Source organism: Bifidobacterium sp. ESL0819 (assembly GCF_052606245.1).
Genome location: NZ_CP199587.1, coordinates 194,034 through 210,891, shown reverse-complemented (window position 1 = coordinate 210,891; position 16,858 = coordinate 194,034). Strand labels below are relative to the sequence as shown.

At 60.6% G+C, this 16,858-nt stretch carries 13 protein-coding genes and 4 tRNA genes; 10 read left to right on the top strand and 7 right to left on the bottom strand.

Annotated features, from left to right (window positions below; translation table 11 throughout):
* The first annotated feature begins 12 nt into the window (after positions 1–12).
* The 5 genes from nrdF to rpmG all read left to right on the top strand — a co-directional run bounded on the left by nrdF (position 13) and on the right by rpmG (position 1,571).
* Positions 13–1,008 (top strand): class 1b ribonucleoside-diphosphate reductase subunit beta, encoded by a 996-nt coding sequence (nrdF, locus tag ACUIAD_RS00990; RefSeq protein ID WP_029678084.1) that lies wholly within the window; start codon positions 13–15, stop codon positions 1,006–1,008.
* A 116-nt stretch (positions 1,009–1,124) separates the two neighbouring features.
* Positions 1,125–1,206: transfer RNA gene (locus ACUIAD_RS00985), tRNA-Tyr, on the top strand.
* Between the two features lies 1 nt (position 1,207).
* Positions 1,208–1,279, top strand: a tRNA-Thr gene (locus tag ACUIAD_RS00980).
* Positions 1,280–1,283: 4 nt separating this feature from the next.
* Positions 1,284–1,357, top strand: a tRNA-Met gene (locus tag ACUIAD_RS00975).
* A gap of 46 nt (positions 1,358–1,403) precedes the next feature.
* Positions 1,404–1,571, top strand: a complete 168-nt coding sequence (gene rpmG / locus ACUIAD_RS00970; protein WP_015022386.1) for a 50S ribosomal protein L33 — start codon at positions 1,404–1,406, stop codon at positions 1,569–1,571.
* Positions 1,572–1,715: 144 nt separating this feature from the next.
* Here the strand turns inward: rpmG and ACUIAD_RS00965 are convergent, their stop codons facing one another.
* The 5 genes from ACUIAD_RS00965 to ACUIAD_RS00945 form a co-directional block, all read right to left on the bottom strand.
* Positions 1,716–3,047 (bottom strand): O-acetylhomoserine aminocarboxypropyltransferase/cysteine synthase family protein, encoded by a 1,332-nt coding sequence (locus ACUIAD_RS00965; protein ID WP_445343382.1) that lies wholly within the window; start codon positions 3,045–3,047, stop codon positions 1,716–1,718.
* 140 nt (positions 3,048–3,187) lie between these two features.
* Entirely contained in the window at positions 3,188–4,969 is a 1,782-nt protein-coding gene (locus tag ACUIAD_RS00960) for an ATP-binding cassette domain-containing protein (protein WP_445343381.1), read from the bottom strand.
* Positions 4,966–6,786, bottom strand: coding sequence for an ABC transporter permease (locus ACUIAD_RS00955; protein WP_445343380.1), 1,821 nt, complete (start codon positions 6,784–6,786; stop codon positions 4,966–4,968). Before ACUIAD_RS00955 ends, ACUIAD_RS00960 begins: the two co-directional genes overlap by 4 nt.
* 9 nt (positions 6,787–6,795) lie before the next feature.
* Positions 6,796–7,986 (bottom strand): ABC transporter substrate-binding protein, encoded by a 1,191-nt coding sequence (locus ACUIAD_RS00950; RefSeq protein ID WP_445343379.1) that lies wholly within the window; start codon positions 7,984–7,986, stop codon positions 6,796–6,798.
* A 49-nt stretch (positions 7,987–8,035) separates the two neighbouring features.
* Positions 8,036–9,100: a uroporphyrinogen decarboxylase family protein gene (locus tag ACUIAD_RS00945; protein ID WP_445343378.1), complete on the bottom strand. Its 1,065-nt coding sequence runs from the start codon at positions 9,098–9,100 to the stop codon at positions 8,036–8,038.
* A gap of 352 nt (positions 9,101–9,452) precedes the next feature.
* Between ACUIAD_RS00945 and ACUIAD_RS00940 the strand changes: the two genes are divergently transcribed.
* The 4 genes from ACUIAD_RS00940 to dapC all read left to right on the top strand — a co-directional run bounded on the left by ACUIAD_RS00940 (position 9,453) and on the right by dapC (position 14,345).
* Positions 9,453–10,682 carry an FAD-binding protein gene (locus tag ACUIAD_RS00940; protein ID WP_445343377.1) on the top strand — a complete coding sequence of 410 codons (1,230 nt, stop codon included), beginning with the start codon at positions 9,453–9,455 and terminating at the stop codon, positions 10,680–10,682.
* 528 nt (positions 10,683–11,210) lie between these two features.
* Entirely contained in the window at positions 11,211–12,734 is a 1,524-nt protein-coding gene (locus ACUIAD_RS00935; RefSeq protein ID WP_445343376.1) for an amino acid permease, read from the top strand.
* Between the two features lie 56 nt (positions 12,735–12,790).
* Positions 12,791–13,108, top strand: coding sequence for a ferredoxin (fdxA, locus tag ACUIAD_RS00930; RefSeq protein ID WP_110452596.1), 318 nt, complete (start codon positions 12,791–12,793; stop codon positions 13,106–13,108).
* Positions 13,109–13,178: 70 nt separating this feature from the next.
* Positions 13,179–14,345, top strand: coding sequence for a succinyldiaminopimelate transaminase (gene dapC, locus ACUIAD_RS00925; RefSeq protein ID WP_445343375.1), 1,167 nt, complete (start codon positions 13,179–13,181; stop codon positions 14,343–14,345).
* Here the strand turns inward: dapC and dinB are convergent.
* Positions 14,329–15,600: a DNA polymerase IV gene (dinB, locus tag ACUIAD_RS00920; RefSeq protein ID WP_110452594.1), complete on the bottom strand. Its 1,272-nt coding sequence runs from the start codon at positions 15,598–15,600 to the stop codon at positions 14,329–14,331. The two genes, dapC and dinB, sit on opposite strands and share 17 nt — an antisense overlap.
* A gap of 226 nt (positions 15,601–15,826) precedes the next feature.
* Here dinB and ACUIAD_RS00915 point away from each other — a divergent pair.
* Positions 15,827–15,916: transfer RNA gene (locus ACUIAD_RS00915), tRNA-Ser, on the top strand.
* A 210-nt stretch (positions 15,917–16,126) separates the two neighbouring features.
* On the opposite strand, the gene ACUIAD_RS00910 is transcribed toward ACUIAD_RS00915, so the two are convergent.
* Entirely contained in the window at positions 16,127–16,789 is a 663-nt protein-coding gene (locus tag ACUIAD_RS00910) for an IMPACT family protein (RefSeq protein ID WP_445343374.1), read from the bottom strand.
* Positions 16,790–16,858: the final 69 nt, after the last annotated feature.

The following is a 16,858-nucleotide window of genomic DNA, read 5'->3' as shown; positions in this document are numbered from 1 at the left end:
AGCAAATCAACCATGGTCCCACCCATTTCCATTCCCCGGCAGCCGCTGAAGCTGATCGACCGGGTCTCCGCCATCAACTGGAACCGTCTGGAGGACGAGAAGGACCTGGAGGTCTGGGACCGTCTGACCGGCAACTTCTGGCTGCCCGAGAAGGTTCCCGTCAGCAATGATCTGCCCTCCTGGCAGGCCATGAGCGAGGAGGAGCACACCCTGACCATGCGGGTCTTCACCGGGCTGACTCTTCTGGACACCATCCAGGGGACCGTGGGTGCTGTCAGCCTGATCCCGGACGCGTTGACTCCCCATGAGGAGGCGGTCTACACCAACATCGCCTTCATGGAGTCGGTCCATGCCAAGTCCTACTCCTCCATTTTCTCCACCCTGGCCTCCACGCCCCAGATAGACGCCGCCTTCGAGTGGAGCGAGCACAATGAGTTCCTCCAGCGCAAGGCCCAGATCGTCCTGGACTACTATGAGGGCGACAATCCCCTGAAGCGCAAGGTGGCCTCCACCCTGCTTGAGTCCTTCCTCTTCTACTCGGGCTTCTACCTGCCCATGTACTTCTCCAGCCATGCCAAGCTGACCAACACGGCTGATCTGATCCGCCTGATCATCCGCGATGAGGCCGTTCACGGCTACTACATCGGCTACAAGTACCAGAAGGGGCTGGCCAAGGTCTCCGACTCCGAGCGTCAGGCCATGAGCGACTATACCTACGAGCTCCTGGGAGACCTGTACGACAACGAGGTTGAATACACCGAGAGCCTGTATTCCGGGGTGGGCCTGGTGGAGGACGTCACCAAGTTCCTGCGCTACAACGGCAACAAGGCACTGATGAACCTGGGCTATCCGGCACTCTTCCCCTCAGACACCACTGATGTGAATCCGGCCATCATTGCCTCGCTGAGCCCTAATGCGGACGAAAACCACGACTTCTTCTCCGGCTCGGGCTCCTCCTATGTCATGGGCAAGGCCGTGGAGACGGACGACGACGACTGGGATTTCTGACCTGCCCGCCCCGCTCTGACGCCAGGGACACGACGTCGGAGCGGGACTTGCGAAAAACAAAAAAACATGTCATCATAGGCAAGTTGCCGTACGGAGCTCCGGTTCTAGTGCGGCATGGCGGATTTCCCAAGCGGTCAAAGGGAGCTGACTGTAAATCAGCCGCGTAATGCTTCAGAGGTTCGAATCCTCTATCCGCCACGCCTCGGTAGCTCAGTGGCAGAGCACTTCCTTGGTAAGGAAGAGGTCGTGAGTCCGATTCTCACCCGAGGCTCTCTGGCGGGGTAGCTCAGCTGGCTAGAGCGTACGACTCATAATCGTAAGGTCAAGAGTTCGAGTCTCTTCCTCGCTACTGTGGCCGACATACGTCGGTCGTGCAACGACTATAGAGGTGAACCATGGCAAAAGCCGCAGATATTCGTCCTGGCATTACGCTGGCGTGCACCGTGTGCAAGGAGCGTAATTACATTACGACCAAGAACCGTCGTAACACTCCTGACCGTCTGGAGCTCAAGAAGTTCTGCCCCCGTTGCGGCAAGCATACCCTGCATCGGGAGACCCGCTGAGTTCTTTCCGTCTTTTGGCTTCATAGGAACCCGACCAAACGGTCGGGTTCTTCTTTATGCAAATCTGCATATATGCCCGCTCCGCATTGTCCAAGGATGGCCTTGGGAGCAGAACGGGTTTTGGCGATGTAGGGGGACGCAGCTTCAGAGATTATTCTGGTAGGCGGCTGCAAAGGCCTGATCCAAGTCGGCGACCAGGTCATCCGGGTTCTCCAGGCCTGCGGAGATTCGAATCAGGTCGTCGCCCACGCCGGCACTCAGGCGGTAGGAACCCGGAACCTCTCTGTGGGTGATCCTGGCCGGGTCCACAATCAGTGTGCGGCAGTCGCCGATGTTGGGCATGTAGCTCATGAGACGCACTGAGTCTACGATGCGCTTCACCTGCCCGTAGCCACCTTGGACCTTGAAGGAGAGGATCGTGCCCACGCCCTTAGGCAGCAGAGTCGAGGCCAGGCGGTCCTGCAAGGTGGCAACGCCCTGGTGCCGACCCTCGGGAATTCCCGAATAGTTGACCTGCTCCACCTGGGGGATGGTCAGCAGGTGGCGGGCCAGAGCTGTCGCCGTCTTCACCTCGGCGGCGACCCGCTGGGGCAGGGTCTCAAGGCCGGTCAGCTGCAGGTAGGCGGTGAAGGGACTCATGACAGCCCCGAAGGTGTGCAGGTACTTGGTATGGACCCTGTGGAGGAAGGCCATCTTGCCGAAGGCATCCAGAAAGCTGACCATGGATCCGTGTCGCTCGTCGCTGATGATCAGTTCGGGCTGGCTCATCTGCGGGAAGCGGCCGTTGCCCCAATCGAATCGCCCTGCATCCACGATGATCCCGCCCAGGGCATTGCCGTGGCCGCTGATCCCCTTGGTGGTCGAATGGACGACGATGTCGGCACCGAAGTCGATCGGGTTGAGCAGATACGGCGTGGGCACCGTATTGTCGATGATCAGGGCCAGCCCATGCCGATGGGCCAGGTCGGCCAGGCCGGGGATGTCAGCGATGGCTGTGGACGGATTGGCCACGGACTCAGCGAAGATAGCCCTGGTGTTGTCCTGGATCAGGGATTCCACCGCGTCAAGGTCATTGATGTCGTCTACAAAATCCGTTTCAATGCCGAAGTTGGGGAAGAAAGTCTTCATGGCGTCCACGGAGGTTCCATAAAGATCGACAGGGGAGATCAGCCTCCCGCCGCCTTCGGCTGCACACATGAGGGCCGATGAGACGGCAGCCATCCCTGAGGCCATGGCCACAGCCCCCTTGCCTCCCTCCAGGCTGGCCAGGCGGTCCTCCAGGACCTTGACCGTGGGATTGGCCAGGCGGGAGTATGAGAATCCTTGAATTTTGCCAGCGGCCAGGGCATCTCCCCGGTCAGCGGTGACCATGTCAAAGGCGGCCGACTGGTAGATGGGGATGCTGGCCGCGCCTCCGCCCAGGCTTTGACAGTCATAGCCGTCATGGACGGCTTTTGTTGCGAATCCTTTGCTCATGCGGGTGTGTTCCTCTGCTTGTATCCGGTTGCAAATCCCTCTATAGCCCACTATCGAAACTTTTTTCTAGGTCGCAGGCAAGGCTCTGCTCATAGGCGTTCCTTATCGCCTGCTATCGGGAGGTCTCCTCCGAACCGGTTTCAGTTATTGGAGGCCTTGCCGAGGTATGCCTGGCGGACACGCTCGTCAGTCAAGAGCTGTCGGGCGGGCCCCTCCAGACGGATCAGACCGTTCTGCAGCACGTACCCGTAGTCGGCAATGGACAGGGCCAGCTCGGCCTGCTGCTCGACCAGAAGGATGGAGATGCCCAGCTGGTCACGAAGGGAGGCGATCTGTTCAAGCACCTGGTCGACCAGCTTGGGCGAGAGGCCCATGGTCGGCTCATCCATGCATATCAGCCGGGGATGGCTCATCAGGGCCCTGCCGAAGGCCAGCATCTGCTGCTCGCCTCCTGAAAGAGTGCCGGCTTGCTGTCCACGGCGTTCGGCCAGGCGTGGGAATCGCTGATAGATGACATCCAGATCCTGATCGATCTGATTGCGCTTCCTTTGGGTGTAGGCACCCATGCGCAGGTTCTCCTCCACGCTCATGGCTGCAAAGACTCTTCTGGCCTCAGGGACCGAGGCGATTCCGGAGCGGACCCGATCCTTGGTGGGGATGTGGGTGATTTCCTGTCCATCCAAACGGATGGTTCCCTCCTTTGGAGCCAGCAGGCCCAGGATGGTCTTCATGGTTGTGGACTTGCCCGAAGCATTCCCGCCCAGAAGGGAGACGATGCCCCCCTGGGGAACGCGAAGACTGACATGATCCAGGGCCTTGACCGGGCCATAGCTCACATCGATGGCATCCAGTGAAAGCAAGGCCCGGTCCCTATCGGCTGATGGCTTTTCCTCATTATTGCCGGATGCCCCTGCCTTGGCCTTCATACTGGTTTCCGCGCCGTCATGATCTCGACCATTGGCTTGTTCTGCAACGGTGGCGGGAGTCAGGGCATTCTGCCGGGCCAGAACATCTGCCTGCCCGTTCATAGGGGCATCGTTGCGGGGTCTGCGGTCGCCCAGGTATGCGGTAATGACGCGGGGATCGGCGCTGACCTGTCTGGGAGGGCCGGAGGCGATGATCCGACCGCCGTCCATGGCGATGACCCGGTCGCAAAGCGCTTCGATCAGGTCGATCTTGTGCTCAACCAGAAGCATGGTCTGACCCTGGGCCTTGAGTTCCAGGAGCTGTTGCAGCACTTCGGCCGTCTCCGACTGGTTCATCCCTGCGGTGGGCTCGTCCAAAACCAGGATGCTGGGGGAGCTGACATGGGCTCTGGCTATCTCGGTGCGTCGCCGGTTCGCGTAGGAGAGCGTGTAGGCGGCCTGCGTCCGATGCTCTTCCAGGCGCTCGCTGAATCTGTCGATCTCGGACTGAACGGCCTTGCGCTCGAGGACCGTCTCCCTGCGGCAGGCGGGACCGGGCACCAGCGTCAGCCAGGTCTGCGCCAGCATTGGGATCCATCGCAGGATGGGCCACTTCTCCAGACGGCGAAAGGGCCTGCGAGCTTCCAGGCGCCTATGGAATCCTACGGCCACGTTCTCCTCAACGCTCATGGTCGGAAAGACCCTGCCGTTCTGGAAGGTTCGGGACACCCCCTGCTCGGCTATGGCTGTGGCGGGCAGGCCGGTCACGGTGCGTCCCCTCAGACTGATCTGGCCCGAGTCAGGCTTGAGAAAGCCGCAGATCAGGTTGATGGTCGTGGACTTTCCTGATCCGTTGGGGCCGATAATGCCTATCACCTGGCCGGATGCCAGGTCCATGTTCACATTGGCCACAGCTTGCAGCCCCTGGAAGCTCTTGCCTAGATTGCGCACGCTGAGCAGGGGTTGATCAGGATTGTCGCTTGCAGGTTCGGGAATGCGCCGGCTGCCCGTCATCATGCCCTCCTTTTGGTTGAGAACAGACCCTGTGGCCTGCAGATGATAAAGATGATCAGGACGAGTCCGTAGGCCATGATTCTCACCTCGGGCAGGATGCGCAGCAGTTCGGGAGCCCCTACCAGGATCAGGGAGCCGATCACGGCTCCGGTCGGGGACTTCATGCCACCCAGGACGATGATGGTCAGAATCAGGGTCGACATGGTCGGGTTGAAGAGGGTCGGGTCGATATAGGTGTACTGGTGCGCCAGCAGAGCGCCTGCTATACCCGCCGCACCGCATGCCAGGGCGTAGGCCAGTGCCTTGTAGGCCCCGGTCCTGATTCCCAGGGACCAGGCCGCTTGCCCGTCCTCGCCGATGGCTTCGAAGACGTGGCCCAGATGTGAGGACCGGATCCGGGAGGTCACTGCAAGGACCAGAAGAAGGATGACCAGATCCAGGAGGTACTGCATCTGCTGGGTGTAGAGCGGCTTGCCCAGGAATGTTGGCAGGGGAATGCCTTGCAGACCTAGCGATCCCCTGGTCAGAGGTTCCCAGATGCGGATGATGGCGACCATGACTGCTCCCACCCCTATGGTGGCGATAGCCACATAGTGGCCGCTAAGTTTCCAAACTGGGAATGTCAGCAGGGACGCAGCCAGAGCGGCGATGACGGCCGCACCCAGCAGGGAGAGCGTGAAGGGCCAATGCAGGCGCATGGTCAAGAGAGCCGAGGTGTAGGCCCCTACGGCCACAGGTCCCGCCAAGCCCAGGATGGTCTGCCCGGCCGAGCCCGAGATCAGCGTCAGGCCTACTGCGGCAATGGCGTATATGGCAACCTGAGTCCCGATGCCAGCCAGATGGTCGGAGAACATGAAGGGGGTAGCCAGAGCGGCTGCTGCAAGGCCGAGATTGGCCCAAAGCGGCAGTCGGATGGGTCTGGCGGCTTCCGGGAGGGTTCCGGTCATGGGCTCCTTGCCCATGTCTGCTTTGCGACCCAGGAAGCCGGAAGGCTTGAGGATCAGGACCAGCAGGAGGGTGCCGAAGGTGATCAGATCATGCACGCCATCGCCAAAGAGTCCTACGCCTACGGCCTCGGCCAAACCCAGTACCAGGCCGCCGATAATGGCTCCGGGGATGGAGCCCAGCCCGCCGATAGCGGCGGCCACGAAGGCCGTCATGCCGATGGCGTTGCCGTCCATAGGGTTGATGTTCGTCTTGAACAGACCGATGAAAATTCCGGCGATACCAGCCAGGACCGAGCCGATAACGAAGGCTATGGTGCGAATGGAGGTGACAGGTACTCCCATCTGCAATGCGGCCTGGGGATCCTGGGAGGTGGCCCTGATGGCCTGTCCGGTCCTGCCGTAGGTTAAGAAGGCCCAGAGCGCAGCCATGCTGGCCAGGGCGACCAGACCCATGACCAGGTCGGAGGTGCCGAAGCTGATGCCTAGCGCATGCAGGTTGTGGGTGGGCAGCAGCTGGGGGAAGGCCCTGGTCTGAAAGCCGAAGATCAGCTGCATCCCGTTATCCAGGACCTGTCCCAGGCCAACGGTGCCCAGGAGGGCTGCAATTGGCTGCCGGCCCTCCAGGGGGATGATGACCAGAAGGTTGGTGACCAGACCGACCAGGCCTGTGACCAGGACGACAGCCAGAATGGTGGGGATGAGCCCCCAGCCTAGGGTAGAGCCCACCCACCATCCTGTCATCATGCCGACCGCTACCAGCGACCCTTGTGCGAAGTTGGCCACATTGGTCACTCCGAAGACCAGGGACATACCCACGGCGGCCAGGGCGTATACGCCGCCGTGAATGAGTCCGGAAAAGAGCGTCTCGACCATGATCGCTGCTCACTCCTCGATCTGTTTGAATTTGCCCTGATCCACCTGAAGGAGGATGGGCTTGATCGTATCCGCCCGTCGAGTCTGGGTGTTGAACCGGAAAGTCCCTCCCTGGCCTTGGTAGAGCGGGAAGTCCTTGACCTTGCTTAGGGCCTCCTGGATGCCCTCCCTGGTGGGGCTGGTCTTCTCGCCCGCGTAGGCCAGGTCCTTGATGGCCTGGTAGGCAGTGATTTCGAAGTTGCCGGGGACGGTGTGATACCGGTCCTCAAAGCTCTTGACGAAGGCTTTGGCCTTCGCATCCTTGGTGCCTGTTGCCGAAAAGACGCCGGTGATAATGGCCCCTTGGGCGTTCGCTCCGGTCAGGGAGAGGAACTCCTTGGTCTCCTGACCGCCGAAGAAGGGTCCCTTATAGTCCAGTTTGTCCCGCAGGGTGTTGGCGATCAGCGCCCCATCTGGTCCGTAACCGATGTCCACCACGGCCTCGGGGGCGGCATTCTTGGCCGGGATCAGTATCGGAGTCAGGTCCGTGGAATCGGGCAGATAGGAGGACTGGTAGACGATCTGCACCCCGAGCCGTTCCGCAGCCTCCTTGAAGTATTGGAAGGATTCCTTCCCCCAGTCGTTCTCTATATAGACGACGGAGATCTTCTTGGCTCGTTTGGACACCGCTTCAGCATTCACTTCCTGGTAGGTCTTCTGCGATATCTGAGGTGTCCATACATGGTCACCAGAATTCGTGAAGGTCGGCGAGGAGTTGTTGAAGCCGTAATGGACCAGTCCAGCCTGCTGGAAGATGGGCGATGCGGCTGAGGAGGCCGGTGAGGAGTAGTCGCCCACAACGGCGATGACTGACTTGTCGGAGGCGATCTTTGGGGCGACGGCGGCATCCTGTTTGGCATCTGATTGGGTGTCGTAGTAGTCGATGTCCAAGCGCTTGCCCTGTATTCCGCCCTTCTTGTTGACCTGGTCCTTGGCTAGGTCAAAGCCCTGCTGGAACATCTTTCCGTACTCGGCGTAGAGACCGGTCTTAGGGTAAATGGCAGCGACGGTCACATGATCCGACGATCCTGCAGAGGAGCCCTGGTCGCCTCCCAATCCGCAGGATGACAGCGCCCCGGCCATGGCCATGGTGATCATGAGGGCAACCATTGCCCTGATGGTGCCACGATGCCGCCGGTGCTGTTTTGATGTGATGACCATGATGTCTCCCTTGGAGTTTTACGGTTGATGTCGGTGGTTGTTTGCGGTTTCAGAGTTCCTTGGGGGCCCGGGTTCCGCTCAGAACGCGCAGGGCCTGCTCGTCGGCGGGCGTGGGAATGGTGCATGAGGGTGCCAGGAGGAAGGGATGGCCTTGACGAGCCTGGATGGTCTGGTCCAATTCCTCGCGGATCTGGTTCACATCGCCGCCTGGGTTGAAGAGTTCGAAGTCGGCTCCGCCAACGGGCACGGCAGGAAAGTCGGTGCTGATTTCAGGATTGCCTGAACGGAACTGGTCCCAGTGGAGAAAATCGGGATTCAGATCGGTGAATTCTTCGGGATGGGCATCCTCCCGGCAGGTATGCACCAGGACCAGGGCTTCCGGATTGGCCTGTCTGACCGCCTGGATCACGATCCGGTCATAGGGCTTGGCCCATTCCTCCAGTTGCGCCTGGTTGAAGTAGCCATGGCTGGCCAGACCGGTCTCGGCGAAGAAGATGCCGTCCAGGCCGGCCCCGCCCTGCTCCTTGGGGCTGACCAGCACGGTTGCATAGTCGGCAAGGGTTCGGGCGATGTTGTCCAGCGCCCGCTTGGCCGCCTCGGGCTGGTCGAAGATCAGCGTCTGCCTGTTCAGATTCCTGTCGTCCTCCTGCGCGGAGCCCTGCCCCTCGGGATAGAGGGGAAGATCAGCTAATTGAAGAAGGACTGAGAGCGGGGAGAAGACCGTGTCGATGACTGCTCGGTCCTCCAGGCCTTCTCGGATGGCCCTGGCGGCCTGGATCTGTTCTTGGAGCACCTTGTTGGTTTCAGGGTCGCGGTAGTCGATGCGGGCGATATCCCCTGTCTCCTGGATGGCGGTACGGACGGTGCGCGGGATCAGCCAATCATAGTGATCCTTGTCGTAGACTGCGTCCCAGACCTCGGCGTAATATATGGCCCTCGGGTTGATCTTGACCCAGTCCCAATCCCACTTGCGGACGAAATCCAAGGTGGCTGCGGCAAAATTCTCGGCACCGTACTCGTGTCCGACGTGGTGCTGCCAAGCGGAGGTCAGCCAGGCTTGGTTCCCCGGACCACGGGCTATCTGATGGAACTGGGCTCGTCTGTCTTCTGTCATTTCTTTCTCATTTCCTGGTTTGTGTCTTACGGACGCCCGGTCAGGCGCCCACATATTCCCGGTGCTTCGTCCGGAAACCGGGCTTTGGCGATTCCCCTTCCCAAAGCCTTGTCACATAAAACCTCCAGGTAGCAGGCTGGTCAACGATCCGGCATATAGGTAATATCTATCGCCGCCAATCGTTCCCTGAACCTGCGCGAGTCTTGCAAAAGGTATAGGAAAACTTGATAAGGACGGGCGAGATCAGGTCTTCATGGCCGATCGATTCTCGCCAAGGGCGACAGGGAGCATTGCAGTCCTGGCATCGGTTCAGCTGAGGGTCTTCTAAGGGGACGATGATACAGTGAACTGCATGTCCGATGTATCCTCCAGAGACAGCACCCCGACCTTTGCCGATATCACCACTGTGGGTGTTGGCGGGAGCATGGCCGCTTTCGTTCAGACCCGAAGCCGTGTGGGCATGATCGAGGCTGTAGAGGGCGCGGATTCCAAGGGGTTGCCCCTCTGCCTGATCGGCGGGGGATCCAACCTGCTGGCCTCTGACCAGGACTTTCCCGGCGTGGTTGTGCGTGACGCCCGTCAGGACATCAGCGTCCCCGACGAAGTGGCTCCGCCTGATGGCGGCGTTCCCGTCGTTCACGTCAATGCCACGGCTGGGACCAACTGGGATGATCTGGTCTCCTACTGCGTGCGTATGCATCTGATCGGGGTAGAGGGTCTATCCGGCATCCCCGGGACTGTCGGGGCCTCGGTGGTGCAGAATATTGGCGCTTACGGCCAGGAAGTCGGAAGCCTTGTCGACTCGGTCGAGGTCTGGGACCGCCAGGACAAGGTCACTGCCTATCTGAGAGCCTCTGATCTCGCTTTCGGGTACAGGACCTCCCTGCTCAAGCAGACCATGTACCAGGCACCTGCCGTGCCCGATGCGCGGTTCTTCCCGTCGCCTCGTTACGCGGTTCTTTCTGTCACCCTGGTTCTGCGACACGGGTCCGCCGCTCAGGTGGGTTCCGCCCAGCTGGCCAGGGTGCTGGGCGTGGAGCCCGGGGCAACCCTTCCCCTTGAGCGGATCCGTCAGGCGGTTCTGACCGTCAGAGCAGGCAAGGGGATGCTGGAGGATCCCTACCGGTACCTGACCGATTGGATGGGATCCTGCCGCCGGACCCCCGACCTGGAAGAGGCCTTGGCTGCGGTTCAGGATGACCTTCATGGGCCCAGAGGCGAACGGGTGCTGCTTGACCGCCACAGCTGCGGGAGCTTCTTCACCAATCCGGTAATCAGCCCTGAGGCCTCAGATGCCCTGCCGACGGATGCTCCTCGCTATCCAGTTCCTGGTGCGTCATTGATCAAGACCTCAGCGGCTTGGCTGATCGATCATTCAGGCTTCCACAAGGGGTTTGCTTTGGAGGAAGGGTCGGCTGCCGCTCTGTCTGACGTGCACACACTGGCCTTGACCAACCGGGGAGGTGCCGGTTCGGACGACATGGTGGCCCTGGCCCGTGCCATCCAGAAAGGCGTGGATTCCACTTTCGGCATCCGTCTGACTCCCGAACCTGTCACCCCAGGTATTGATTTGGCCTGGTAGCCCCTGCTTCAAGCTCCGTTTCTTCCGACCCTCGGATCAATGCAAGGATCCGAGGGTCTGTTTTTTAAAAATGTCATCAAAATGCCAGGACAAGCAACAACCGGCAACATATTCCTCGGCCATTTCTCTATCACATAGCTTGAGAACATCCTTGGATTGACTTTGACGCCGGCCGTCCTCTGGATGAGCCCGGAGAGCAGGTTTTCCATGATTTTCGCAAGAAGGTCCTTGCAGCGGTCAACGGCGAGCAGACCCGCAATGAGGGTAACGGCATGCAGGACACGCCATATTCAAGGATGGTCCGACTGAATAGAGTCTGGCTGCATCCAGTGGGTACCCTGGTCGTAACGGCTGGGGTGTTTTCCTGTGTGTTAGCGGATTGTCGCGCCATATTCGAGTCGCCGATCCCGGAAGGTTTTCCAGCGGGCAATATCCCGAAATGAGCAAAGTGCGAAGTTGTGCGCCCTCATCTCCTATAGTTATGGGCCGGAGAGGTTTGTGACACGATGAGTCTCGATTGGGAGCAGGATGGAATTATTCAGGAAGAAATCTGTTGAACAGACTCTGGCAGAGACCGGGGAAGAGGGCAGGTCGCTCAAGCGGACGCTGACTACCTGGGACCTGGCCATCATGGCCGTCGCAGTGGCCGTGGGCGCCGGCATCTTCTCGGTGGGCGCCCAGGCAGCGGCCTTCCATGCGGGTCCGGCCGTCATCATCTCCTTCGTCATCGCAGGCATCGTCTGCGCGGCAGCCGTCATGTGCTACGCGGAGTTCGCATCCATGATCCCGGTTTCAGGCTCGGCCTACACCTTCACTTACAACACCATGGGCGAACTGGTGGCCTGGATCATCGGATGGGACCTGATTCTGGAGATGCTCATGGCCGCCTCGGTCATCTCCAAGTACTGGGGCGTCTACCTGAACGACTTCATCCATCTGATGGGCGGCACCTCTTTCAGCTCCAGCTTCCATGTAGGCGGCCTGGATGTGGACCTGGCCCCGCTGGTGGTCGTTGCCCTCTTCACGGTCCTTCTGGTCCTGGGCACCAAGCTTTCAGCCCGGTTCGACGGCGCCTTGACCGTTCTCAAGATCGGCATCGTGGTCTTCGTCATCGTGGTGGGCTTCTTCTACGTCAAGATGGACAACTACAGGCCTTTCATCCCGCCTTCCGAGCCGGCTTCGGCGGTCCCGGGGGCCAGCGTGCCAGGCATCATGGGACAGCCTCTCTGGCAGTGGGTTTCAGGCATGCAGCCCACCATCTACGGTGTCCCTGGCATCCTCTCAGGCGCTGCCCTGGTCTTCTTCGCCTTCGTGGGCTTCGATATCGTCGCCACCACCTCCGAGGAGGCCAAGGAGCCTCATAAGACCATTCCTCGTGGAATCGGCCTGGGCATGCTGATCGTCATCACCCTGTACATCCTGGTCGCCATCGTCACCACCGGCATGGTCTCCTACAAGGATCTGGCCAAGGCCAAGAATCCCTCCCTGGCCACCGGCTTCGAGATGGTCGGAGCTCCCTGGGCCGCCAAGATCATCTCCTTCGGCATCGTGGTGGGGCTGACCACCGTGGTCATGGTGCTCCTGCTGGGGCTGACCCGCATCGTCTTCGCCATGAGCCGCGACGGGCTTCTTCCACGTTCCCTGTCCCGCACAGGCCGTCATGGCACCCCCGCCCGCATTCAGATCCTGGGCGGCATCGTGGTGGCCGTGGTGGCCTCCTGCTTCCCCATAGACGTCTTGTCCGACATGGTCAACATCGGTACGCTTTCGGCCTTCCTGCTGGTGGCTATCTCCCTGCCCGTCATGCGCAAGCGTCGGCCGGATCTGCCTCGGTCCTTCAAGATGCCCGGCAATCCTTGGGTCCCCATTCTGATCGCCTTGGCCTGCCTCTGGCTCATGCTCAACCTGACTGTGCTGACCTGGATCCGGTTCGTGGTCTGGCTGGCTGCAGGTCTGGCCATCTACTTCGGCTATTCCTACCGGCATTCCATGCTCGGACGTCATCAGCTTAGCGACAAGATATCCAAGGCCACCAAGGCCGGTCTTGACTGACATGAGCGTCTGTGCGGCAGTGTAGAGTGAATATTCGCATACTCAGGAGGTAACCCATGACCTACGTCATCGCTCAGCCCTGCGTGGACGTCAAGGACAAGGCCTGCGTGGACGAATGCCCGGTGGACTGCATCTACGAGGGCGTCCGTTCACTCTACATCAACCCCAACGAGTGCGTGGACTGCGGTGCCTGCGAGCCGGTCTGCCCGGTGGAGGCCATTTTCTACGAGGATGACCTGCCTGAAGAGTGGGCCTGGTACAAGGACGCTGCGACGGACTTCTTCGCCCAGGTGGGCGATGCCGGCGGCGCTGCTGCGGTCGGCCCCTACGATCACGATCCGGAGGGTGTGGCGGCCCTGCCGCCCAACAAGTAGCTGAATAAGGCTGACCAGCCGCGGATGGGAGTCATCCCGCCGCGGCCTATTCATAAGAGAAGGACGGGTCATGGGTTTTCACTCTTTTGAATCCCCCTACGACTGGTCAAGAGTTGATCCCTATAGGCGGCGTGCTGAGCAGTGCCTCGGCGGTCTGGTCGACCTCTCGGTGGGTTCGCCGGTGGACCCGGTGCCCAGATCGGTCAGGGAGGCTTTGGCGGCTGCTGCCGATGATGACCAGGCCCGAGGCTATCCGAAAACCACCGGTGATGGTCTCCTGAGGCGGGCTGCCGCCGAATGGTTCCGTCGTTGCCGTGGGGTCGATCTTGATGCTCTGGGTGCGGACCTGGTGCCCACAGTAGGGTCCAAGGAGGCGGTGGCGCTCATGGCCTCCCTCCTGCATCTGGGCCCGGGGGACCGGGTGGTGCAACCAGCGGTATCCTATCCCACCTATGCCATCGGAACCCAGCTGGCCGGGGCCCAGGTGACGACCGTGGATGATCCGGCTGATACGGACTCATGGGTGGATCTGCCTGGCGTGCGAGCAATATGGATCAATTCGCCAGGCAACCCCAGTGGTCAGGTCATAGACCGAGCCGCGTTGGCTAAGATCGTGCGGGCGGCCCGTTCGATAGGGGCTACGGTTCTGAGTGACGAGTGCTATGCCATGCTGGATTGGTCAAGCCCCACACAAGCCGGGCAGAATGCGCCGATCCCGGCCTCGCCCTGCATCCTGGAGCCTCAAGTCTGTGGTGGCGATGCCAGCGGGATACTCTGCCTGTACTCGCTGAGCAAGCAGTCCAATATGGCCGGCTACAGGGCAGCCATCCTGGCCGGAGACGCTCACCTGGTGAAGGCCATGACCGCCTGCCGCAAACAGGTGGGACTGATTGTGCCAGGCCCGGTGCAGCGGGCCATGCGGGCCGCTCTGGAGGACAGGGAGGCCGTGGTGGCCCAGCGCGAGGTCTACGCCCGTCGCCTGCGAGCCTTGGCCCAAGCTCTGACAACTTACGGGTACGATGCCGCCATGCCTCAGGGCGGCCTTTATATCTGGGCGCAAGCCCGTTCGGGCGATTGCTGGGCCGATATGGCTGACCTGTCCCGTATGGGGATCCTGGCCAGTCCTGGGGAGTTCTACGGGGATGGTCGCCGTTTGCGATTTTCATCCACCATATCTGACGAGCAGCTGGAGCTGGCTCTGGCGCGTTTGCGTACTGCGGCTAAAGACCCATGCTGACTGAACCCTTGCCGTAGCGGTTCCTGATGGAGTCCATGGTGGCCTCTGCCTGATCCAGGCGCTGGGACTCGCTGCCGGTGCGACGTTTGCTCTCGCGCATGATGTCATCCAAGGATGGCTGGATAGGGGTATCCTCCACCCTGCTCAGACCGGATGCGCTGACACCGGCAAGGCGGATCAGCCGAGGCAGCGAGGTGTCCATGGGCACGCCCTCGGGCAGCCCTAGCATGGCCTTGAGCAGTGAGACGGCCTGGGGATAAATGCGATTGGCCGAGTTGACCGGCGTTTCCAAGGTGTGGGCCTTGGTCATGTAGCGCAGATCATCAAAGCGCAGTTTGACGGTAATGGTCCGAGCGATCAGGTCATGCGCTCGCAGCCCGGTGGCCACCTCGTTGCTGCAGACGTGCAGGAGGTCGCAGACCTGCTTCATGCTGGTGGTATCGTGCAGGAAGGTGCGTTCCGCGCCCAAGGATTTTTCAGGTGCTCGCGGCTGAACCGGATCGTCGTCCAGCCCGTGGGAGGCCTGTGTCAGCTTCCTGGCTGTAACGTTCGAGCCTGTGGCCCGGGTCAGATCCCGCTCGCTCATGCTAGCCAGGTCGGCCACATTCTTGATGGCCCAGGCGTTGAGCCGCTTCTCCAGAGCAGGGCCGATGCCGGGAATGCCGCGCAGGGGCATCAGCTGGACGAACTCGGCCTGCCGGGCCTTGGGAATCAGCAGCATGCCGTCGGGCTTGGCGTTGGTCGAGGCCATCTTGGCCACCAGCTTGTTGGTAGCGATGCCCACTGAGCAGGTCACGTGGAACTGACGTGCCACGCTGGCTCGGATCCACCGGGCTATGGCGGTGGGCTTGCCCCAGCGTATGAGCGCCCCTGACACATCCATGTAGCATTCATCCACTGAGACTTGCTCGATCTGATCGGTGATTTGTGAGAAAATCACATCAAAAATTCGTCGTGAGATATTTCGGTAATAGGCCATGTCAACCGGGAGGAAGACTCCTTGTGGGCACAGTCTTCTGGCGCGTGCCAGGGGCATGGCCGAGTTGATGCCGAAAGCCCTGGCCTCATAGCTGGCCGCGGAGACCACTGATCGTCGTCCGGTGCCGATGATGACCGGTCGGCCTTGTAGTCGGGGGTTTCGGGCGACTTCGCAGGAGGCGTAGAAGGCGTCCATGTCAATATGCAGCACTGTGCAGCCGGTCTCGTCATGCCCCCAGTCCCTCTTGGCGGCCGCAAGCCTTGGTGCTGTACTCATAGCTCCATGATATAAGGTGGCCCCGGAGGAAAGTGCAATACATTATTCTCGAATGCGGCTTCCGGAGCAAGAGTCATCTTCCTGGTTTTTATCCACGGAAATGAACGAGTCTGTTCCCTGCCGCATCGTATCCTCCCGTTCCGGCGAGTCAGATCAGTCAATCATGGTATCCTATTGTTTTGTTCTCATAACTTTGGGGTCAGGTCCCTAGTTTGAGAGCCAGCATGGAGACGTGCCTGAGTGGCCGAAAGGGGCACCCTGCTAAGGTGTTGACTGCGCAAGCGGTCCAGGAGTTCGAATCTCCTCGTCTCCGCCAGATGGCCGATGATCGCTGATTTCACACGATCATCGGTCTTATCCATTATTACGGGATTCATTACTAAAGGTGTTTACTCTTATATCCTTTGCGGAGTTCAGTCCTGGAACGATACCAGTCCGCTTGGCGGTGGACCGACGGCGTGCGGCATGAGTCTGCCTGGCAGGGAAAGCCGCAGCTGAGCAAGGGCTGCATGGACCGTCCGGGAGGTCACGAAGCAGACAAAGCCTGGTCCTTAGACAGGGGGATCAGTCTGCGGCCTTCGCCCAGTGCACTCGGTTGGGCCCGGCCCTGCAGAAGGTCGTCCAGCCGACTATGAAAGACCGACACCGCTGCTGGCTCCAGGTCGTAAGTCAGCTGGACCCGATCAGTGAAGTCCTCGGTCTCCACATGTCCTCCAGAGGTCCGGATCAGACGGCGCAGGGGATCGTACTCGGGATAGTCCACGGTGATCGTGAATCGCTGGGTCGGGAGCACGCGTGCAGATCTTGCCGTCTTGAGCGCCAGTGAAGCTGCTGAGGAATAGGCCCGGATCAATCCACCCGACCCTAGAAGGACCCCTCCGAAGTATCGGGTCACAGTCAGAACGCAGTCGGTCAGCCCCTGCCGACGCATGACCTCAAGTATGGGCTTGCCGGCCGTCCCGGAGGGCTCTCCGTCATCGCTCATGCGTTCGCTGGTGCGGCCCTCCGGTCCCCAGATCGCGCAGTAGCAGACGTGGCGGGCCTTTGGGTTCTGCAAGCGGACCTCTTGGACGAAGGCCATGGCTGCCTCCTGCTCCTCCACATGGCATGCCTGACCGATGAACTCCGACTTCCTCTCGGCCAGGGAGCCTGCGGCCGGTTTCTGCGGCGTATCCAGTATGGTGAGCAATCGGCTTGCCTCCTATGCCTATCGTTTCCTCAGTGCCCTGCGCTGTCTCCATGCTAGAGGGGGTCCTGG